The sequence below is a fragment of the Aurantibacter aestuarii genome (assembly GCF_003008425.1).
GTDB lineage: Bacteria > Bacteroidota > Bacteroidia > Flavobacteriales > Flavobacteriaceae > Aurantibacter > Aurantibacter aestuarii.
The window spans coordinates 100,009-121,392 of the sequence record NZ_PXOQ01000015.1 but is presented as its reverse complement, the minus strand read 5'-3'; the positions used below and the strand labels follow the sequence as shown (position 1 = coordinate 121,392).

Annotated in this window: 17 protein-coding genes and 1 pseudogene; 14 read left to right on the top strand and 4 right to left on the bottom strand. The window is 31.9% G+C overall.

The features are described 5' to 3' along the window. Nucleotides 1-5: 5 nt before the first annotated feature. Nucleotides 6-551: a DUF1599 domain-containing protein gene (locus tag C7H52_RS11825; protein WP_106464114.1), complete on the bottom strand. Its 546-nt coding sequence runs from the start codon at nucleotides 549-551 to the stop codon at nucleotides 6-8. A gap of 121 nt (nucleotides 552-672) precedes the next feature. Here C7H52_RS11825 and folP point away from each other — a divergent pair, with 121 nt between their 5' ends. Both folP and cdaA read left to right on the top strand, forming a co-directional pair. Beyond that, nucleotides 673-1,497, top strand: coding sequence for a dihydropteroate synthase (gene folP / locus C7H52_RS11820; RefSeq protein ID WP_106464113.1), 825 nt, complete (start codon nucleotides 673-675; stop codon nucleotides 1,495-1,497). Between the two features lie 34 nt (nucleotides 1,498-1,531). After that, nucleotides 1,532-2,323, top strand: coding sequence for a diadenylate cyclase CdaA (cdaA, locus tag C7H52_RS11815; RefSeq protein WP_106464112.1), 792 nt, complete (start codon nucleotides 1,532-1,534; stop codon nucleotides 2,321-2,323). 33 nt (nucleotides 2,324-2,356) lie between these two features. On the opposite strand, the gene C7H52_RS11810 is transcribed toward cdaA, so the two are convergent. Further along, entirely contained in the window at nucleotides 2,357-4,132 is a 1,776-nt protein-coding gene (locus C7H52_RS11810; protein WP_106464111.1) for an ABC transporter ATP-binding protein, read from the bottom strand. Continuing rightward, nucleotides 4,122-4,874: a tRNA pseudouridine(38-40) synthase TruA gene (gene truA / locus C7H52_RS11805; protein ID WP_106464110.1), complete on the bottom strand. Its 753-nt coding sequence runs from the start codon at nucleotides 4,872-4,874 to the stop codon at nucleotides 4,122-4,124. Before truA ends, C7H52_RS11810 begins: the two co-directional genes overlap by 11 nt. A 77-nt stretch (nucleotides 4,875-4,951) precedes the next feature. On the opposite strand from truA, the gene C7H52_RS11800 reads away from it, so the two are divergent. The 12 genes and pseudogenes from C7H52_RS11800 to C7H52_RS11745 all read left to right on the top strand — a co-directional run bounded on the left by C7H52_RS11800 (nucleotide 4,952) and on the right by C7H52_RS11745 (nucleotide 20,036). Continuing rightward, nucleotides 4,952-5,449 carry a metallophosphoesterase family protein gene (locus C7H52_RS11800; protein ID WP_106464109.1) on the top strand — a complete coding sequence of 166 codons (498 nt, stop codon included), beginning with the start codon at nucleotides 4,952-4,954 and terminating at the stop codon, nucleotides 5,447-5,449. Between the two features lie 64 nt (nucleotides 5,450-5,513). Continuing rightward, complete coding sequence (locus tag C7H52_RS11795; protein WP_106464108.1) at nucleotides 5,514-6,500, top strand: hypothetical protein; 987 nt, start codon at nucleotides 5,514-5,516, stop codon at nucleotides 6,498-6,500. A gap of 71 nt (nucleotides 6,501-6,571) precedes the next feature. Further along, complete coding sequence (locus tag C7H52_RS11790) at nucleotides 6,572-8,785, top strand: RelA/SpoT family protein (RefSeq protein WP_106464107.1); 2,214 nt, start codon at nucleotides 6,572-6,574, stop codon at nucleotides 8,783-8,785. A 27-nt stretch (nucleotides 8,786-8,812) separates the two neighbouring features. Beyond that, the gene (locus C7H52_RS11785; protein ID WP_106464106.1) at nucleotides 8,813-9,265 is read left to right on the top strand and encodes a Fur family transcriptional regulator; all 453 of its coding nucleotides are present in this window, start codon (nucleotides 8,813-8,815) and stop codon (nucleotides 9,263-9,265) included. Between the two features lie 7 nt (nucleotides 9,266-9,272). After that, nucleotides 9,273-10,547 (top strand): adenylosuccinate synthase, encoded by a 1,275-nt coding sequence (locus C7H52_RS11780; RefSeq protein ID WP_106464105.1) that lies wholly within the window; start codon nucleotides 9,273-9,275, stop codon nucleotides 10,545-10,547. Between the two features lie 126 nt (nucleotides 10,548-10,673). Next, nucleotides 10,674-12,512 carry an OstA-like protein gene (locus tag C7H52_RS11775; RefSeq protein ID WP_245918619.1) on the top strand — a complete coding sequence of 613 codons (1,839 nt, stop codon included), beginning with the start codon at nucleotides 10,674-10,676 and terminating at the stop codon, nucleotides 12,510-12,512. 12 nt (nucleotides 12,513-12,524) lie between these two features. After that, nucleotides 12,525-13,709, top strand: coding sequence for an aspartate aminotransferase family protein (locus C7H52_RS11770; protein WP_106464103.1), 1,185 nt, complete (start codon nucleotides 12,525-12,527; stop codon nucleotides 13,707-13,709). 142 nt (nucleotides 13,710-13,851) lie between these two features. Beyond that, nucleotides 13,852-15,249 carry a tetratricopeptide repeat protein gene (locus C7H52_RS11765; RefSeq protein ID WP_106464102.1) on the top strand — a complete coding sequence of 466 codons (1,398 nt, stop codon included), beginning with the start codon at nucleotides 13,852-13,854 and terminating at the stop codon, nucleotides 15,247-15,249. A 46-nt stretch (nucleotides 15,250-15,295) separates the two neighbouring features. Then, nucleotides 15,296-16,306 (top strand): DUF368 domain-containing protein, encoded by a 1,011-nt coding sequence (locus tag C7H52_RS11760; protein ID WP_106464101.1) that lies wholly within the window; start codon nucleotides 15,296-15,298, stop codon nucleotides 16,304-16,306. Continuing rightward, nucleotides 16,307-17,311, top strand: a pseudogene (locus tag C7H52_RS11755) (DUF368 domain-containing protein); the annotation flags it as partial. A gap of 6 nt (nucleotides 17,312-17,317) precedes the next feature. Next, entirely contained in the window at nucleotides 17,318-18,049 is a 732-nt protein-coding gene (locus C7H52_RS11750; protein ID WP_106464319.1) for a shikimate dehydrogenase family protein, read from the top strand. Between the two features lie 85 nt (nucleotides 18,050-18,134). Continuing rightward, a complete protein-coding gene (locus tag C7H52_RS11745; RefSeq protein ID WP_106464100.1) occupies nucleotides 18,135-20,036 on the top strand; it encodes a DUF349 domain-containing protein in 1,902 nt (633 codons plus the stop codon). Nucleotides 20,037-20,109: 73 nt separating this feature from the next. On the opposite strand, the gene C7H52_RS11740 is transcribed toward C7H52_RS11745, so the two are convergent. Next, entirely contained in the window at nucleotides 20,110-21,345 is a 1,236-nt protein-coding gene (locus C7H52_RS11740; RefSeq protein WP_106464099.1) for a peroxiredoxin family protein, read from the bottom strand. Between the last annotated feature and the right edge of the window lie 39 nt (nucleotides 21,346-21,384).

Sequence of the window (21,384 nt, the reverse complement as noted above, 5' to 3'; positions counted from 1 at the left end):
TAAAACTAACTGCTTTGGTTTTCTAAATGGATCATGGCAAAAACCGCATAATTTATCATGTCCTGATAATTAGCATCAATACCTTCACTGACTATGGTTTTTCCTTGATTATCTTCAATTTGTTTTACCCGTAATAATTTTTGCAAAATTAAATCGGTTAAACTACTTACTCTCATATCGCGCCAAGCTTCGCCGTAATCATGGTTTTTATCCATCATAAGTTGTTTAGTTTCTGCTAACTTTTTATCGTATAACTGCGTTGCTTCTTCCAATTCTAAATCTGGTTGCTCAACAACACCTTTTTCAATTTGAATAAGTGCCATAATACAATAATTTATAATGCCTATAAATTCAGAATCTTGACTTTCATTTATTTTTTGCACTTCATTTTGTTGTAAACCTCTTATGCGTTGCGCTTTTATAAATATTTGATCGGTTAAACTTGGTAGTCTTAATATACGCCAGGCACTACCATAATCACTCATCTTATTAGTAAACAAGTTACGACATTTAGAAATGATGGTATCGTATTGTTTTGAGGTATTTTGCATAAAAAGCTTCTTTTTTGTGTAAATTTCGCTTAAATAACTTAAAGTTCAAAGTTTAAGGATTAAAGTTTAATTTATATGCCTTAATTTTGAAAAGCGCAGAGCACAATTTCAGTAAAAAGTTATGACCCTTAATTGTAAGCAAACTCTTATCGATTTAAGTACTCCAAAAATTATGGGTATTTTAAATGTAACTCCGGATTCGTTTTACGATGGTGGACAATATAAAGATGAAGATGCTATTTTACAACAAGTTGAAAACATGTTAACCAATGGTGCTACTTTTATAGATGTTGGTGCATACAGTTCCAGACCAAATGCCGATTTTGTAACAGAAGTTGAAGAATTAAACCGATTAACACCTATAATAAAGCTTTTAGTTAAACAGTTTCCTGAAATTATCATTTCGGTTGATACTTTTAGGAGTGAAGTTGCTAAACAAGCTGTAAAACATGGCGCTGCCTTAATTAATGATATTTCGGCAGGAGAACTAGACAAACTTATGCTAGATACCATTGCTAAATTACAAGTTCCTTATATTATGATGCATATGCGCGGGACACCACAAACCATGCAACAACAAACGGATTATAGAGATTTAATAAATGACATATTGTTTTATTTTTCAGAAAAGATTCAAAAAGCAAGACAGTTAGGGATAAATGATCTTATTATAGATCCTGGTTTTGGTTTTGCTAAAACCACAGAACAAAATTTTGAGCTTTTGGAAAAGTTAAAGCTGTTTAATATACTAGACCTGCCTATACTTGCTGGAGTTTCTAGAAAATCCATGATTTATAAAAGCTTACAAACCACAGCAAAAGAAGCTTTAAATGGCACAACCGCATTACACATGGTGGCATTGCAAAATGGAGCCAAATTACTTAGGGTACACGATGTTAAGGAAGCTGTAGAGTGTGTAAAATTATATAATCTCTTAAAAGATTAATTATTAAACTATATTCGTTTTATAAACTATTAATATGAAATTAGACATTTTAGAAAACATCCTTAATTTATCAATTATAGACTTTATAGATGTCGCTCTAGTGGCCATATTATTGTATTATGTCTATAAACTGGTAAAAGGAACTGTTGCTATCAATATTTTTATTGGAATTGTAATGGTTTATGTCATTTGGAAAATTACTCAGGCTTTACAAATGCAGCTCTTAAGTAATATTCTTGGAGGTTTTATAAGTGTTGGTATGTTTGCATTAATTGTGGTCTTCCAGCAGGAAATTAGAAAATTTTTATTAATGCTTGGGTCTACCAATTTTGGAAGTCGAAGAAATTTTTTAAAACAACTTAAGTTTTTAAAAACGGAGACTAAGATTAGTACAGACGTTAATATTTTATTATCCGCTTGTGAAAAAATGAGCGCTTCTAAAACCGGTGCCTTAATTGTTATTGAACGGAACAATAGTTTAGATTTCTTAGTTGAAACAGGCGATAAAATGAATATAAAAGTTACCCAACCTATTATAGAAAGTATTTTCTTTAAAAATAGCCCTTTACATGATGGCGCCATTATAATTGAAGGAAATACAGTTAAAGCCACACGTGTTATTTTACCCGTAAATAATGAAAAAACCATTCCACAACGTTTTGGTTTACGTCATAGAGCGGCGGTTGGAATTACAGATAGAACAGATGCTATTGCGCTTGCTGTAAGTGAAGAAACCGGACAAATTTCATGTTTTAGAGATGGCGAATTTGTAAATTTTGATACGACTGAAGAATTAATAGACATAATTAAAAGCGACCTCATATAATTCTAAGCTCTTTAGTGATTCACAATGAATCTACTATTCAAGCTCTGAAACATTTCCATTTAAAAACTGGGCATCATAAAGGTTTCTATAATAACCACTTTCTTTAGATAAAAGCTCATCATGTGTACCTTGCTCCATGATTTCTCCTGCATCCATAACAATAATCTTATCTGCTTTTTTAACTGTTGCTAAACGGTGCGCAATAATGATAGATGTACGGTCTTTAGTAATTTTTTCTGTTGCAGTTTGTATTAACTGTTCCGAATAAGAATCTACCGATGAGGTGGCTTCATCTAACACCAAAATACTTGGGTTAGTTACATAAGCACGTAAAAATGAAATCAGTTGACGTTGACCAGAAGATAACATCACGCCACGCTCTTTTACGTTATATTGATAACCATTAGGCAAACTCATTATAAATTCATGGACTCCAATACTTTTAGCTGCAGCTTCAACATCCTGTTGCGTAATCTCTGGATTTTTTAAAGTGATATTGTTTAAAATAGTATCTGCAAACAAAAATACATCTTGTAAAACCACCGCAATTTGTTGTCTTAAACTAGTTAAAGTCACTTCATTAATAGGCTGATTATCAATTTTAATCTGGCCACTTTCAATATCATAAAAACGGTTTAATAAATTTATAATGGTACTTTTTCCTGCGCCTGTAGCTCCAACTATGGCTACGGTTTCGCCTTCTTTCACATTAAAACTAATACCGCGTAACACAGGTTCATCTTTTACATAGCTAAACACTACGTTATCAAACGAAATATCGCCTTTAAAAGATGCCACATTAACTTTACCTACATTATCTATTTGAGATTTGGTATCTAAGATTTTAAAAACACGATTGGCTGCCACCATTCCCATTTGTAGCGTATTAAACTTATCGGCAATCTGTCTTAGAGGTCTAAATAATTTAGGAATCATCACCACAAACGCAAATAATATTCCCGGAGTTGCCGTATCGTTTGCAATAACATTTAGTCCGCCATACCAAACGACTAATCCTAAGGTTATAGATGATAAAAATTCGGCTATTGGAAAAAATATAGAGTTATACCACACCGTTTTTAACCAGGCTTTTTTATGCCGATTATTAATTTCATAGAATTTTTTAGCTTCGGTTTGTTCTCTTGTAAACAGTTGAAGAATTTTCATACCCGTAACCCGTTCTTGTACAAACGAGTTTAAATTAGAGACTTCATTTCGCACTTCTTCAAAAGCACGTTTCATATATTTTTGAAAAATACGCGTAGCGTATAATACTAACGGTAAGGTGACAAATACAATTAAACTTAATTCCCAATCCAGATAAAGCATATAGAAAGAAATACCCAGCATGATGGTTAAATCTTTAGAAATATCAAATAAAGATTCTCCAAAAACAGCTCCAATTCGTTCCATATCGGTTACTGTTCTCGTAATTAAAACACCTACCGAAGAATTATCGAAATAAGTCATTTTAAAACTTAATACGTAATGAAATAATTTATCACGAATGTCTTTAATCATGTTATGCCCCAACCAAGATGAGTAAAACGAAAATAAAAACTGAAATAACGCTTCAATAATAGTTAATCCTAACATTAAAAGAATAAAAAACAAAAAGCCGTTTTCATCTTTTAAAACAATTTTTTGATCTACTGTATATTTTAATAAATGAGGAACCGCGATACTTAAGGCTGCCAGAATAAGTACCAAAACCAATAAACCATAAAAGAGTGGTCGGTATGGTTTTGTAAAATCGAATAAACGTTTAAAAAGTTTAACGTCTAAAATACTATCTTTTTTATCGCTCATTTAAATATATATCTTCGGGATATGTAACTTGTGTTAAATATAAACCATGTGCAGGTACCGAATAACCTGCTTCACTTCTATTTTTACTTTCAATTATTGTTAAAACATCATTTACAGAACTTTTACCAATACCCACGTTAATTAAGGTACCAACAATTGCTCTAACCATATTTCTTAAAAATCGGTCTGCAGTAATTTTAAAGTGTAATTCGTTGTCTACCTCAACCCATTTTGCTTCGGTTATGGTGCAATTATAAGTATGTACGTCGGAATTCGATTTAGAAAAACATTCAAAATCTTTGGTGCCTAATAGCAATTCTGCTGCTTTGTTCATCTCAGAAACATTTAAGTCTGGTTTAAAACAATAGGCATAATTTACATTAAACGAATTTTTTTTAGTCGACAACCTATAAACATAAGACCGTGATGTTGCGTGAAATCTTGCATGTGCATCATCTTTTACCTTAAACAAAGCTTCAATAACAATATCTTTTGGCAAAAACGCATTTAATTTATAAACGGTTTCTTCTTCATTTAGAGAGTTTTCAATATCAAAATGTGCAAAAATCTGACTGGCATGAACACCTGCATCTGTACGACCTGCACCTACTATAGCTATTGGTTGTCTCAAGATAGTTTTTAAAGCCTGCTCTACGGTTTCCTGAACAGAAATGGCATTAGGTTGGGTTTGCCAACCGTGATACTGTTTCCCAAAGTATGAAAGCTCTAAAAAATATCTCAAACTAATTACTACTTTTGTGTTTTACAAGGCCACAAATATAAGGCCTTTTAATTTTTAGTTTTCACAATAAAGTCTTAATGAAAAAAATTCTTCTGCTTTCCGATACGCATAGCTATATAGATGATGCTATTTTAAAACATGTTAATTCGGTAGACGAAGTTTGGCATGCTGGAGATATTGGAGATTTTAGCGTAATAGACGCTATCAAAACATTAAAACCTTTAAAAGCCGTTTATGGAAATATAGATGATGCCAAAATGCGTGCAGAATATCCGGAACATTTGGTATTTAAATGTGAAGATGTTCAAGTTTATATGACTCATATTGGCGGATATCCTCCAAAGTACAATAACCGATCTAGACCAGTAATAACCCAAGAAAAACCCAAATTATATATTTGCGGTCACTCACATATTTTAAAGGTTATGCCAGATAAAAAACTTGGATTAATCCATATGAATCCTGGTGCAGTAGGCAAACATGGTTTTCATAAAGTTAGAACCATGCTAAAATTTTGTATTAATGACAGCAATATTGAACAACTTGAAGTAGTCGAGTTTCAAAACAGATACTAAGTAGCGTTTTGTTTTTGGCATAAAATTGGTATATTCTATAATATAAAATTTCTATTTTTAGCTTATGAAATCATTTACACTTATTATAATTTGTAGTCTCTTTTGTTATAGCAATCTTATAACAGCACAAACACAACTCTTAGATACAGAAACCAAATATCCTGTTGCATTTGCAACCGTTTCTTTTGGAAATGGTAATGGGTTGTTTGCAGACGATGAAGGTATATTTCTTTTTACCAAGAAATTATATGCCGATATAGATACGCTATACATCTCTGCTTTAGGTTATAAAGATTTAAAATTACCTACTCAGGATTTACCAAAAACCATTTATTTAGAAACTTTTGCAGATGAACTTGAAGAAGTTTCTATTACCGCATTACCAAAAGGGAAAATTAAAATTGAAGAAGAAGAACCTGTTTTTCATGATGATTATCATAAGTGTTGGTTACCAACTATAGAATCTGAAATTGCGGTTTATTTTCCTAATCCTTCCCAACAAACCAAACGCATCACCGAAGTGTATATTCCTATAAAAACCGAAGCTAAGGATTGGCGTACCAGAAACAGAAAAAATACACCTAAAAAAGAGTTTTCCACCTTATTTCGAGTGCAATTTTATAAAAATAAGGATGGTTTTCCTGGAGAAGCATTAACCTATGCTAAAATGGTTTTTGTAGCAACCGAAAAAAATGAAGAATTCTACACCTTAGACATAACAGATCAAAACATTTTTATCCCAAAAGACGGTATCTTTATTTCGGCACAGGTTTTAGGCTTTACAGACGATAAAGGTAAATTATTGCCTAATAAAAAATATCAAGAAGTTAAAACCCGTCGCGGGATTGTAAAAGTATCTACTACATTTAGACCATTATTACCGTTTACAGACCAAATTCCTGAAAAACGCACCTTTGTAAAACGCATCTTTTTAAATGATGGGAATTGGATATTATTTGATAAGAAAAACATCTCAAATTCTAATTTATTGGCAACCGGTATGAATAATTACGGGATTGGATATAAAGCCAAAGTTTACTACGAAAATTAATTTTATAAAGTCTAAAATATCTAAGCTAAAAAATGTACTTTTAGTAGCTTAAATAAGCTTTTACGTTACCTATGACAGAGATCGATTTAGAAAAAGAAAATGCTGCAATTACCAAAGCCTATAAAGAATTACTTAGGGTAAGTTATCAATCTCTTAGCGATGATGATAAAAAACTTATTCGTAAAGCTTTTGAAGTTGCAGTAGAAGCACATAAAGACCAGCGTCGTAAAAGTGGAGAAGCTTATATATTTCATCCCATTGCAGTTGCAAAAATTGTAGCTCAGGAAATTGGTCTGGACGCGACCTCTATTGCTGCTGCTCTATTGCATGATGTGGTTGAAGATAATGAAGACTACACTGTAGAAACTATTGAAGAACTTTTTAACCCGACCATTGCAAAAATAGTAGATGGACTAACTAAAATTTCAAACCTACAACAAGACAAAGATGTGTCTTTACAGGCTGAGAATTTTAGAAAAATGCTTTTAACTTTAAATGATGATGTACGTGTTATCATTATTAAAATTGCAGACCGTTTACATAATATGCTTACTATGGATTCAATGCGTCCAGATAAGCAGGAAAAAATAGCTAGTGAAACACTATATATTTATGCGCCACTTGCACACAGAATTGGGTTGTATAATATCAAAACCCAGTTAGAAGACTTAGGTTTAAAATATACAGAGCCAGAAATCTATAACTCAATTTTAGGGCAATTAGAAGACAGTAAGGAAGAACAAGACTTATATATTGAAACATTTAACAACATAATTAAAACATCTTTAGATGAAGAAAATTTAAATTATGTTATAAAAGGAAGACCGAAGTCTATTTTTTCTATTAAGCGGAAAATGGACAAACAAGGTGTTTCTTTTGATGAAGTGTACGATAAATTTGCGGTAAGAATAATTTATAAATCTCAACCTAAAGACGAAAAATTCTTAGCCTGGAAAATATATTCGATAGTTACAGATCACTTCATCCCAAATCCTATTAGATTAAGAGATTGGATTTCTTCACCTAAATCTACAGGTTACGAAGCGCTGCATATTACCGTTATGGGACCAAAAGGTCGTTGGGTTGAAGTACAAATCCGAAGTGAACGCATGAATGAAATTGCCGAAAAAGGTTATGCGGCTCACTATAAATACAAAAATGCAGACGATAAAGAGGATAATTTAGACTTATGGATTAACCGTTTACAAGAGGCACTAGAAAACAGTAGTACGAATGCTGTAGATTTTGTAGAGCAGTTTAAATTAAACCTATACTCCAAAGAAATTTTTGTCTTCACGCCGCAAGGTGATTTAAAATCCTTACCAAAAGGCGCTACTCCACTAGATTTTGCTTTTAGTATTCATACCCAAATAGGTATGAAAACACGTGGGGTTAAAGTCAATGGTAAACTTGTTCCGCTTAGCACAGAACTTAAGAGTGGTGACCAAGTTGAAGTAATTACGTCAGACAATGCTAAGCCAACATCAAACTGGTTAAATTATGTATCTACCTCGAGAGCAAAAAGTAAAATAAAGTCGCTTCTAAAAGAGGAGAAAAAACAAATTGCTGAAGAAGGTAAAGAAATTTTAAGACGAAAATTAAAACAGCTTAAAATAACTTTAAATGAAAAGTCTGTTAATGAAATGGTTAACCATTTCAAACTTAAAACCAGTTTAGATTTATTTTACCGCGTTGGTATAAGTACTATTGACAGTACAATGTTAAAGGAATATGCAGCTTCAAGAAGTAACGCATTAGTGTCTTTCTTAAAAAATAAAATTACCCGAAAAAACACAGTTGCTAATCCAGATTTAGATAAAGATGAAGTAACAGACAAGTATGATCTACTGGTTTTTGGTAAAGAAGAAGAAAAACTGGATTATAAAATTGCAAATTGTTGTAGCCCAATTCCTGGAGATTCTGTTTTTGGATTTATTACCATTAATGATGGTGTAAAAGTTCACAAAAAGAGTTGTCCAAATGCAGTAAGTCTGCAATCTAATTATGCCTATAGAATTATTTCAGCAAAATGGATAGATTCTTCTCAACAGGAGTTTACAGCACAAATTAAAATATCTGGTATAGATACGGTTGGACTTTTAAATGAGATTACAAAAGTAATTTCGTCTAACATGCATGTTAATATGAATGGTATTAGTTTTCAAAGTGAAGACGGGTTTGTGTCTGGTAAAATTAATGTGATTGTAAAAAATAAAAACATGCTTAAAAAACTAATTGATAATCTTAAAAAAATTAATGGGATTCATAAGGTAAATAGAGTCTAAAAATTATGTAAATTTGCAAACGCAATTATGAGCGATACGACTACATTAAAAAATCAGGATATTGTAAAAAACGTTTTTACAAAGTTTTTAGAAGACAAAGGTCATCGTAAAACGCCAGAACGTTACGCTATTCTTCAAGAGATATACGAAAGTGAAGAACACTTCGATATTGAGTCTTTATACATTAAAATGAAAAATAAAAAGTATCGCGTTAGCCGTGCTACTTTATACAATACTATAGAATTACTTTTAGAATGTGCTTTAGTACGCAAACATCAGTTTGGTCAGAGTCAGGCGCACTATGAAAAATCATATTTCGATAAACAACACGATCACGTTATTTTAACAGACACTGGAGAGGTTATTGAATTTTGTGATCCCCGAATACAAACCATAAAAAAAACCATAGAAGAGGTTTTCAATATCAATATAACCAATCATTCATTATATTTTTACGGTCACCGTAAAGACACTAAATAACTTACAAATGGCAGTAGACTTACTACTAGGATTACAATGGGGCGACGAAGGAAAAGGTAAAATCGTCGATGTTTTAACTTCAAAATACAAAATTATTGCACGTTTCCAAGGTGGACCAAATGCTGGTCATACATTGGTTTTCAACGGTAAAAAGCATGTTTTACACACGATTCCTTCTGGAATTTTTCATGAGGAGGCTATTAACCTTGTGGGTAATGGTGTGGTTATTGACCCGGTTATTTTTAAAAATGAATTAACGAAACTGGACGAACAAGGCGTTAATTACAAGAAAAATTTATTAATTTCTCGTAAAGCGCATATCATTTTGCCAACTCACCGCTTATTAGACGCAGCAAGTGAAACGTCTAAGGGTAAAGCTAAAATTGGTTCAACTTTAAAAGGTATTGGACCAACTTATATGGATAAAACCGGTAGAAATGGTTTACGTGTTGGAGATTTAGAATTAAGCGATTGGAAAGAAAAATATCGTGCTTTAGCCGATAAGCATGAGTCTATGATTGCATTTTACGATGTAAAAATAGATTATAATTTAGAAGAATTAGAAACAGAATTTTTTGCAGCGGTTAAAACTTTAAAAGAATTAACCTTTATAGATTCTGAAGAATTTATCTTCCAAGCTCAAAAAGCTGGAGACTCAATTTTAGCAGAAGGTGCTCAAGGCTCGCTTTTAGATATCGATTTTGGAACTTATCCATTTGTAACCTCAAGTAACACAACAGCTGCAGGAGCTTGTACAGGATTAGGTATTGCACCAAATAAAATTGGAGATGTTTTTGGAATATTTAAAGCTTACACAACTCGTGTTGGTTCTGGTCCATTTCCAACTGAACTTTTTGATAAGAATGGTGAAGATATGGCTCGAATTGGTAACGAATTTGGAGCTACCACTGGAAGACCAAGACGTTGTGGTTGGTTAGATTTAGTTGCGCTACGCTACGCATGTCAGGTTAATGGAGTAACTCAATTAATGATGATGAAAGCCGATGTACTTTCTGGTTTCGAAACCTTAAAAGTATGTACGTCTTATAATTATAAAGGTCAGGAAATTTCTCACTTACCTTATAATATTGAACCAGAAAATGTAGAGCCTATTTATTCAGATTTTAAAGGATGGAGCCAAGATTTAACAGAAATGTCTGATGCTTCTACATTACCTAAAGAATTAAATGATTATATAGAATTCTTAGAGAAAGAATTAGAAATTCCTATTACTATTGTTTCAGTTGGACCAGATAGAAAACAAACTATTTTTAGATCTTAACTTGATTTCATACATCATATCAAAACCTGCTTTTAGTTTCTATGGGCAGGTTTTTTTGTATTAAAACAAGACTCTAAACAATACCAAAACATTATTATCGTTATTTTTGACACAAATATGTATACTTTGAAACAGTTTAAAACCTATATACTTCTTTTTCTCTTATTTTGCTTTTCTGCTAATAATGGTTTAGCTCAAGAACGTAAAAGAATTGAAATTAAAGACTCCGGAGCTTTTGGAGAAAGAGATGAAGAAAATTTTCCCGGAGCTAGTATTTTAACAAGAAGTAATCAAGGCCAAGTACATATTTATCACGATGGCATAGACATGTTTTGTGACAAAGCCATATTTTATGGTAAAGAAGACTTTATAGAAGCTTATGGAAACGTTAACATGCAACAAGGCGATAGTATAAATCTAACGTCTAAATATGCAGAATATAGCGGGAAAACCAAATTAGCCTATGCTAGTGGGAATGTTGTTTTAACCGAGCCTAATTCAAGATTAACTACAGATACCTTATATTTTAATCGTGAAAAACAGGAAGCTTTTTATAAGTCTGGTGGTACTGTAGTTAGAGATACTTCTGGAACCATTACCAGTCGTATAGGACGTTACTACATGAATGACAAAAAATACCGCTTTTTAAATCGGGTAAAACTCGTAAACCCAAAATATGTTTTAAACACTAGACAACTGGATTTCTATTCTGAAAGTGGTTATGCGTATACTTATGGGCCATCTACCATTGTTGGAGAAACCAGTAAAATTTATAGCGAACGTGGTTTTTATAATACTAAAAATGACACGGGTTATTTTACCAAAAATGCTAAAATAGATTACGACAACCGAGAAATTACTGGAGACAGCTTATATTTTGACAGAGCCAAAGACTTTGCATCGGCAACCAATAATATTGTGGTTACAGACACCACAAACAATAGCATCGTAAAAGGTCATTATGCCGAAGTTTATAAAGCTAAGGATTCTGTTTTTATTACACGTCGTGCTTTGGCAATTACAGTCCAAGAAAATGATAGCATTTATATTCATGCCGACACCTTAATGGTTACAGGTAAAGAAAATAAACGTATTACCAGAGGTTTTAAAAATGTAAAATTGTTTAAATCCGACTTAAGTGGTAAAGCCGATTCTATTCATGTTAACCACCAAACCGGATTAACTCAATTAATCACCATAAATAATGGGATTGTAGATGCCTTTACAAAAACTAAGAAACCCATTTTATGGCATATAAAAAGTCAAATGACTGGCGATACTATTCATATTCAGTCCAATCCTAAAACAGAGAAAGTGGACTCGCTCATCGTTTTTAAAAACGCCTTTCTCATCAGTAAAGATTCTGTGTTGGATTATGCCTATAATCAAATTAAAGGACAACGTCTCATTGGAACTTTTAATGAAAATAATGATTTGGATAAAGTCGATATTTTGAAAAATGCTGAATCGATTTTTTATGCCACCAATGAAGATGGAGAACTTATTGGGATAGATAAAGGGTATTCAGCCAACTTACTCTTAACCTTCGAGGATGGAGACATATTAACCTTTACACGTATTTTAAACCCTGATGCAGAATTAACTCCAGAACCTGACATGCCCGAGAAAGAGCGTATTTTACAAGGTTTTGAATGGCGTGAAACCGAAAGACCTTTAAGTGTTGAAGATTTATTTAGCGAAGACGCTCCCGTAGACTTACCTAAAATTGAAGGCTTAAAAGACGCAGTAGAAGGCGAAGAGTTTTTTGATGAAGCACTTTTAAAACGTGTTGAAGATGCTAATAAATTTGCTGAAGATAAAGAACTAATTAAAGAAGATGAAGTTGGGAAAGCCTCACGCGCCATACCAGAGAAACCTCTGTTAATCGATATTATTGAAGCGGACAAAGCGCTGGATAGTCTACCTAAAAAACCTGTTTTAAAAACAGTAAAGCCTAAAAAATAAGAAAATCCATTAATGACAGAAGATTTTTTTAAGTACCAAGCTCAAACTACACCTCACCCCTTAGCTTTAGAAATTTCTCATGCTAAAGGCAGTTATATTTACACCTCAAATGGAGAGCGACATCTCGATTTTGTAGCAGGTGTCTCTGCTTGTAGTTTAGGTCACTCTCACCCTAAAGTGGTTGAAGCCATAAAAAAACAAGTGGATAGCTATATGCATGTGATGGTGTATGGGGAATATATCCAAAAACCTGCGGTAGATCTTACAAAATATATAGCAAAGCACTCTCCTGAAAACTTAAACCAAACCTATTTGGTCAACTCCGGAACTGAGGCAATTGAAGGTGCTCTAAAACTAGCGCGTCGTGCTACTAGAAGAAGTCAGATTATAGCCGCACACAACGCCTATCACGGTAATACTATGGGATCTTTAAGTTTAATGGATTTTGAAGAGCGTAAAAATCCGTTTAGACCATTACTTCCCGATGTAAGCCATATTACCTTTAACTATTTACCTCATCTTAAACATATTACAGAAAAAACTGCTTGTGTTATTTTAGAAACTATTCAAGGTGGAGCAGGCTTTATTCAACCTGAAAATAACTATTTAGCACGCATAAAAAAGAAATGCGAAGAAGTTGGTGCACTACTAATTTTAGATGAAATCCAGCCAGGTATAGGACGTACAGGAAAATTATATGGCTTTGAGCATTATAACGTGATTCCCGACATTGTTGTTACAGGCAAAGGACTTGGTGGCGGATTACCCATAGGAGCTTTTACAGCATCGGAAGAGTTAATGAGCTTATTAAAAGACAAACCCAAATTAGGTCACATCACAACGTTTGGAGGAAATCCTGTGATTGCTTCAGCTGCGTTAGCTACACTAAAAGAAGTTTGCGAAAGTGACTTAATGGCAGAAGCTTTGGAGAAAGAATTATTTATAAGAACACATTTAAAACATCCGCTAATTTCAGAGATTAGAGGTAAAGGATTAATGCTTGCTGCCTTAGTACCTTCCGCAGACATAGCAACAGAAGTCATTTTAAAAGCAAAAGAAAAAGGATTAATCTTATTCTGGTTATTATTCGAAACAAAAGCAATTCGCATAACACCGCCATTAACCATTTCAAATGATGAGCTCTTAGAAGGTATTGGCATTATTATTGAAATATTAAATACTATAGACTCTAAATAAATAGTATTAAAGTCCTTAAAACCAATCAAAAGGAAGTAAAAAATGGGGTTTTGTTTATTACTTTGTTAAAAACATTTAAGCAAATACGCCACTAGAACCTAAATACACTCTATTTTTAAGATTGTAATTAATTCTCATGCATATGGAATTTAGTCAGGAAGAACCTAATAACAAAATTTCGATTTCAAAATTCGAATCGATGTTAAAAACCAATAGTTTATTGTTTTTTGACTCTGAAGAATTTGAAAACATTATACATCATTATCTTAACAATGGTAAAGTTGCATTAGCTAAAAAAGCTATTAAAATGGGACTTGACCAACATCCAACCTCTACTAACTTAAAGTTGTTTCAAATAGAAGTATATATTTTTGAAGATAATCTTGTTAAGGCAAATAAATTATTAGACGATTTACATGATTTAGAACCGTCTAACGAAGAAGTCTATATTCAAAAAGCTAATTTACTATCTAAAGAAGATAAGCACGAAGAAGCTATAAAATTTTTACTTAAAGCAATTGAGTTAAGTGAAGAAGAAGCAGATATTTATTCACTAATTGGAATGGAGTATTTATTCTTGGAGCAATTTGAAAATGCAAGAGAATATTTTATGAAATGTTTGGACTTAGATGAATTTGACTATGCCTCACTTTACAACATTATGTATTGTTTTGAATATTTAGAACAAGTTGAACCGGCTATTGAGTTTTTAAATAATTATTTAAATACAAACCCATATTGTGAAGTTGCTTGGCATCAATTAGGAAAACAATATTACCAGTTAAAAGATTACCCTAAAGCATTGGCAGCATATGATTACGCAATTATATCGGACGATACATTTCTAGGAGCTTATATGGAAAAAGGTAAAGTTTTGGAGCGATTAGGCCATATAAATGAAGCGCTTGAAAATTACACTATTACCTTAGAGCTAGACGATCCAACATCTTACGCGCTATTGCGTGTAGCCAATTGTCATGAAAAATTAGGCAATAAAAAATTAGCTTTAGACTATTATTATAAAACAGTTAATGAAGATCCTTTATTAGATAAAGGCTGGTTAGCAATTACCAAATTTTACTTTAGAGCTAAAAATTACCAGAAAGCACTCTATTATATTAATAAAGCTATAGAAATTGATGCTGAAAATATTGCATATTGGAAACTCTATGCCCGTATAAATCATAAACTTAGTTTTCTTGAAGAGGCAGAACGCGGTTACAAAAAAACATTAGAATTAGGTAATTACGAACTGTCAACCTGGTTAATAAGAACAGATATTTTAATAGAACTTGGAGAACCAGAAGCAGCAATGTATAACTTGTTGCAGGCTATGGAATTTTATCCTGAGAACGCAGAAATAGAATTTAGACTTGCTGGTATTTATTTTTTGTTAAATGAAAACGAAAAAGCAACTTATCACCTAACGAATGCGATTCGTTTTGATGCTGAACATATTATAATTATCGATGAATTATTTCCTTCAGTAGCAAAATCTCCATTTTACATCAATGCGCTAAAAAAGTTTAAATTGGCATAATCACTTTTTTATATTTTGCATACCTTTAGGTTTTAAAAACCTTTACATGCAAAGACATTTTAAAGATTATCTTATAATTAGTTTAAAGGGCATCGCTATGGGTGCTGCAGATGCTGTACCTGGAGTTTCTGGCGGTACTATTGCATTTATCTCTGGTATATATGAAGAACTTATTGCCACCATTAGTAATATAAATTTAAAATTACTAAAAACCTTTAAAAATGAAGGGTTATCTGCTTTTTGGAAACAATTAAACGGTAACTTTCTTTTAGCCTTACTTACTGGTATTCTTATAAGCTTTGTTTCTTTTATGCGTTTAGCTAAATACCTTATAGAAAACAAGCCTATTCTTATTTGGTCCTTTTTTTTTGGTTTAATAATAGCTAGTATTATTTATGTAGCTAAACAAATTAAAGTTTGGCGTCCGGTAACCTTTATTATGCTAATAATTGGAGCTTTCTTAGCCTATTATATAACGATATTACCTAGCCTTGGTAGTAGTACTAACGCTTATTTTTTATTTATAGCTGGTGCAATTGCCATTTGCGCTATGATACTACCAGGGATTTCTGGATCTTTTATATTAGTAATTTTAGGTGCCTATAAAACATTAAGTGATGCTTTTCATGATTTCGATATAAAAAAAATTACATTGTTTGCTTCTGGTGCTTTAGTTGGATTATTGAGTTTTAGTCATATTTTAAAATGGTTATTTAAGAATTATGAAAATACTACCCTCGCACTTCTCACTGGGTTCATCTTTGGTTCATTAAATAAAATATGGCCATGGAAAGAAACCGTTTCTGTCTTAAATGAACATTCAGGAAATACCATTTCCTTTTCTGAAGTCTCAAATTTGGGCACTTTAGCAATCTATCAAAAAAACATGGAAGATTTTGATACTTATAAAACGGTTTTGGAACAGAGTGTATTACCTTCCACATACGCTCAAATTAATGGAGGCATTTCATCAGAATTAGGTATTGCCATAGTTTTAATGATTTCCGGTTTTTTAACTATATTCATTTTAGAAAAGCTAGGTCGTAGAGCATCATAAATGGAAAAAACTCATAGCATAAAACACCAAACCATCTTAATTCTTAAAGGATTAGCTATGGGTGCCGCAAATAAGGTTCCAGGCGTCTCAGGTGGTGTAGTGGCGTTTGTTGCAGGTTTTTATGAAGAATTTATTTTTTCGCTTCAAAGATTTAATGCACATGCTTTTCGATTACTTTTAAAAAAAGAATTTTCTGCTTTTTATAAATATGTAAATGGTAAGTTTTTATCTCTTTTGTTTTTGGGAATGCTGATTAGTTATTTTAGTGTTTCAAAATTATTAGACTACTGGATAAAGCATTACGAAGTATATGTTTGGAGTGTATTTTTTGGGATGATTATTGGATCCATTTTCTATATCGCTAAAGATTTTAAGGACTGGAAAATAACAACATATTCTGCTGTTGCCATAGGAATTATTTTAGGGGTAAGTATCAGTTTTCTGGATCCTGCTACAGAAAATGATAATTTATTTTTTGTTTTTCTATGTGGTATCATTTCAGTTTCAGGCATGACACTACCGGGGTTTTCTGGCTCTTTCATATTAATTCTTTTAGGAAATTATGTTTTACTCTTAGTCGACTCTGTTAATGCTTTGTTTGATACAGTTTATGAGCTTCTAAGCGGAGACTTTTCATTTTACAAAGATCTATACAGAGTGAAAATGTTAAAAATTTTGGTGGTATTTACCTTTGGATCTCTGGTAGGTTTGGTAACTTTTTCACACGTACTAAACTACATACTAAAACATTACAAAAGTGTCACAACAGCATCCATCTTAGGTTTCATTATAGGGTCTTTAGGAGTGGTTTGGCCATTTAAATTTGCAATTTTTAAAACCGACTCGCTAAAAAATACGTTAATAGATAGTAAAGGGCAACCAATTATAATTAATTATGAAAGGTATTTACCCGAACTTAATCCTGAAACGTTTATAGCCATAGTATTTATAATACTTGGTGCAGTAATAGTTTTAGGTTTAGGTTATGTAGAATTAAAACTAAAACCAACCATGAACAACTTTGGCTTAATTGGCAAGGACATTTCCTACTCATTTTCTGAATTATACTTCACAGAAAAATTTAAAAATTCAGATATAAAAAACACAAAGTATAAAACTTTTGATATCGAAAATATCGATAATATTAAAGAACTTATTAGTAATGAAAATTTAAGTGGCTTAAATGTTACTATACCTTATAAACAAGAAATTTTACCATTCTTAGACCAACTTAATAGTACATCAGCGCAAATTGGAGCGGTAAATTGTATTAAAGTGATGAAAAATGGTACATTAAAAGGATATAATACCGATTATTACGGGTTTAAAGATTCTTTGAAACCATATTTACAGAAACACCACACGCATGCACTTATTTTAGGAACCGGTGGTGCAAGTAAAGCTGTTGCTTATGCCTTAGATCGTTTAAATATTAAATATAAGTTTGTTTCTAGAAAGCCTACTCAAGGCCAATTAAACTATACAAATATTACTGCAGATGTTATTTTAAAACATACATTAATTATAAATTGTACCCCATTAGGTACTTATCCTAATATAACTGCTTGTCCAAATATTCCCTATTTTAATATTACCCGAAGACATCTTATGTACGACTTAATTTATAATCCTGAGGTAAGCGCATTTTTAGCAAAAGGACAATCTCAAGGGGCAACTATTGTAAATGGTGGTGAAATGTTGAGAATACAAGCTGAAAAATCTTGGGAAATTTGGAATAGATAAACGAATTAGCATTCTTGCTTTGTAAATTTCTTTGTTAATACTATATTTAAGGTCTAAAATATAGTACTAACTAAATAAGACTAACATGTCCGAGAAAGATAACCTGCAAGATGCAGATGGAAACGAATTAGAAAACGCAGTAGCTCAAGAAAACACACAAAATTCTGACGACTTAATTAATGAAATTGATTCTTCAAATGCAGAAGATGCAGAAGATGAAGGTGTTAACGAACGTCATAATATTGAAGATAAAGACTACGATAGTTTATCTCTAGACGAGTTAGTTCTTATTTTAGAAGATCTGGTTAAGAATTATAAAATTCAAGCCATAAAAAAACATGTTCAAGACATTAAAACAGCTTTTGATTCTAAATTTAATGACTTATTAGAGGAAAAAAAAGAAGAATTTCTTGCAAATGGTGGTAATGAAATAGACTTTCATTATTCTACACCATTAAAGAAAAGTTTTAATACAGCTTATAAAGAATACCGCCAGAAAACTCAAACCTATTATAAAAATCTTGAACGCAACTTAAAAGATAATTTAAGTAAACGTTTAGAAATTATTGAGTCTATAAAAGAAGTTACTGAAAATGACAGCGACATGAATGCTAAGTATAAAGCATTTAAAGACCTTCAAGACCAATGGAAAAATGCTGGACCAATTCCTAGAGATAAATATAACAACGCTTGGAATAGCTATCATTTTAATGTAGAGCGTTTTTATGATTTACTACACTTAGATAGAGACTTAAGAGATAAAGATTTTGAGCATAATTTAGATAAGAAATTAAAAATTATAGCTCGTGCTGAAGAATTGGCTCAAGATGATAATAGCAACAGAGCGTTTAGAGAATTACAAAATTTACACAAACTTTGGAAAGAGGATTTAGGTCCTGTAGCAAGAGAACATCGTGAAACTATTTGGGAAAGCTTTAAAGCAGTATCACAAAAAATAAACGATAAACGTCAAGAGTATTTTAAAAAACAAGACGAATTATATCTTCAAAATTTAGAAAACAAAAACGCTATAATTGCTAAAATTGAAGACATCGCTAAAGACCAAGTAAGTTCTCACAAAGCTTGGCAAGCAAAAATTAAAGAAGTAGAAGCTTTAAGAGAAGAATTTTTTAAAGCTGGAAAAGTTCCTATTAAAGTTAATGAAGCAACTTGGGATAAATTTAAACAAGCTGTAAGAGAATTTAATAAGCATAAAAATAATTTTTACAAGAGTTTAAAAAATGAACAATTAGAGAATCTTGCTAAAAAACAAGAATTAGTAGCAATTGCAGAAGCAAATAAAATGAATGATGATTTTGCTGCTACGACACCTCTAATGAAAAAAATACAAAGTGATTGGCGTAATATAGGTCATGTACCAAGAAAGGATAGCGACAAAATCTGGAAAAAATTTAAAAGTGCCTGTAACGCCTATTTTGATAGACTAAAAGCAGAAAGTAATAAGTCTTCTGAAGCTGAAGAAAAAGCACTTAAAGAAAAAGAAACACTTTTAAAAGAAGTCAAAGCTCATACGCTTTCCGGAGATCAAAAAGCCGATTTAGCTACCATTAAAAATTACATAGAGCAATGGAAAAATATTGGTCGAGTTCCTCGTAACAAACGCCAAGTAGAAAGTGATTTTAGTACCGTTTTAGATAAATTATTTAATACGTTAGATATTAATAAGTCTGAAGCTGAAATGATTAAATTTGAGACTAAAATTCAAGATTTCGCTACAGCTAGCGATTCTAGATTATTAGACAATGAACAAAATTTCATAAGAAAGAAAATAGATGAAATTAGTGGAGAGATTAATCAGTTAGAAAACAATTTACAGTTTTTTAGTAATGTAGATAGTAATAATCCGCTAGTTAAAGATGTACATAAAAACATTGCAAAACACAAAGAAGGTCTTAGTATTTGGGAAGAGAAGTATAAAACCATAAAACAATTAAGAGCAGAAAACGAAGCTTCTAATGAAGAATAGATTCTAGTATATGCTACAAAAAAAGCCTTTAAAACATTATTTAAAGGCTTTTTTTATTTATAAGCTTCAACTTCTACTCTTCTGCTTTGAGTTGATTCACAAAACTCTCAAATTCTTCTTTAAATTCAACATATTTATCGCCCGTAGCTGGACCGTTAAAACCAGTCTGAATTTTACGAACTTTACCTTTTTTATCTATAAAAATAGTTGTTGGATAACTTAAAACCTGATTTAGCATAGGCAGTTTATCGTTAGCTTTTTCTTTACTAGAAGAACCTACTTGCGCCAATAAAATAGGATAAGTAATCCCTAAACGGTCCTTTAATCGTTTAATGTTATTAAAGGCTTTTTCTTCAGTTTTAACATACTCAAAAGCTAAACCAATAATCTCTAAACCATTGTTATTGGTTTTATAATAATCTGCTAAATATCTGCTTTCATCTAAACAATTAGGACACCAAGTTCCCATAATTTGTAACAAAACCACTTTATTTTTAAAACGCTCATCATTCAAAGAAACCATATTTCCGGTTTCGTCTGGGAAAGAAAACTCAATAGTTTCATAACCATCTTTTAAATACGTTAAACTGTTTTCATCTGGTAATTCGTAAGCCTCATTTTTTTTAGCAATAAAAGGCTCATTCCAATGGTTTCCAGAGTAAAACTGTCCTTTAAGTTGTTCTCCATTTACTGTACCTTTAAAAAAGAATGCATGTGCACCATCAAACGTAGACAGCTCAAACTCATTACCATTCATAACACCTTCTAAAAATCTATAGTCTCCAGTTGTAGTTCTAAAAGTCCCTGTAATTTTTTGTCCGTTTTGCTTAAATATACCTTTTGCCATATATTGGCCTTCTGTACTCTCTGGACTAAAAGTGGTTTCCCAAACACCTTCTAATGACTGTGTCGCTGCTTTTTCTTCTTCAAAACGATTAGTGTTTGAGCTTGCGGAAAACGCCATAACACGTTCTTTTTCAGGCATAACAAAAGCACCTGTCAATTTATCTTCATCTATCTTTGCTTTAATAAAACCTTCAAAAACAGGCAGTTTAATAAAAACCGAATCATTTTCGTAAGTAATTTCATCAACTGTAATTACCTCTTCAGCATTATAAACCTCCAAAGTAGAATCGTTTAACACTTTAAACAAAAACGGCAAATTTAAAGAGTCGTTTACTTTTAATTCTCCTCTATACGTCGTTTCTAACAAACGGTTTTCGGTCATGCTTGTTTCTAGATTTTCTTTAGCAGATTCCTTACATGCGCTTAACACAAATACTGCAAACAGAATATATAAGTATTTCATTTTTATAAAGTTTTTTTAATTCATCGAAATAACGATAAA

What these genes read in the sequence shown, in the direction of transcription:
- C7H52_RS11825 (WP_106464114.1), bottom strand. Translation starts at nt 551, where the DNA reads ATGCAAAATACCTCAAAACAATACGATACCATCATTTCTAAATGTCGT.
- C7H52_RS11795 (WP_106464108.1), top strand. Translation starts at nt 5,514, where the DNA reads ATGAAATCATTTACACTTATTATAATTTGTAGTCTCTTTTGTTATAGC.
- folP (WP_106464113.1), top strand. Translation starts at nt 673, where the DNA reads ATGACCCTTAATTGTAAGCAAACTCTTATCGATTTAAGTACTCCAAAA.
- C7H52_RS11800 (WP_106464109.1), top strand. Translation starts at nt 4,952, where the DNA reads ATGAAAAAAATTCTTCTGCTTTCCGATACGCATAGCTATATAGATGAT.
- C7H52_RS11745 (WP_106464100.1), top strand. Translation starts at nt 18,135, where the DNA reads ATGTCCGAGAAAGATAACCTGCAAGATGCAGATGGAAACGAATTAGAA.
- C7H52_RS11785 (WP_106464106.1), top strand. Translation starts at nt 8,813, where the DNA reads ATGAGCGATACGACTACATTAAAAAATCAGGATATTGTAAAAAACGTT.
- C7H52_RS11750 (WP_106464319.1), top strand. Translation starts at nt 17,318, where the DNA reads ATGAACAACTTTGGCTTAATTGGCAAGGACATTTCCTACTCATTTTCT.
- C7H52_RS11770 (WP_106464103.1), top strand. Translation starts at nt 12,525, where the DNA reads ATGACAGAAGATTTTTTTAAGTACCAAGCTCAAACTACACCTCACCCC.
- C7H52_RS11790 (WP_106464107.1), top strand. Translation starts at nt 6,572, where the DNA reads ATGACAGAGATCGATTTAGAAAAAGAAAATGCTGCAATTACCAAAGCC.
- C7H52_RS11760 (WP_106464101.1), top strand. Translation starts at nt 15,296, where the DNA reads ATGCAAAGACATTTTAAAGATTATCTTATAATTAGTTTAAAGGGCATC.
- C7H52_RS11810 (WP_106464111.1), bottom strand. Translation starts at nt 4,132, where the DNA reads ATGAGCGATAAAAAAGATAGTATTTTAGACGTTAAACTTTTTAAACGT.
- cdaA (WP_106464112.1), top strand. Translation starts at nt 1,532, where the DNA reads ATGAAATTAGACATTTTAGAAAACATCCTTAATTTATCAATTATAGAC.
- C7H52_RS11740 (WP_106464099.1), bottom strand. Translation starts at nt 21,345, where the DNA reads ATGAAATACTTATATATTCTGTTTGCAGTATTTGTGTTAAGCGCATGT.
- C7H52_RS11765 (WP_106464102.1), top strand. Translation starts at nt 13,852, where the DNA reads ATGGAATTTAGTCAGGAAGAACCTAATAACAAAATTTCGATTTCAAAA.
- C7H52_RS11780 (WP_106464105.1), top strand. Translation starts at nt 9,273, where the DNA reads ATGGCAGTAGACTTACTACTAGGATTACAATGGGGCGACGAAGGAAAA.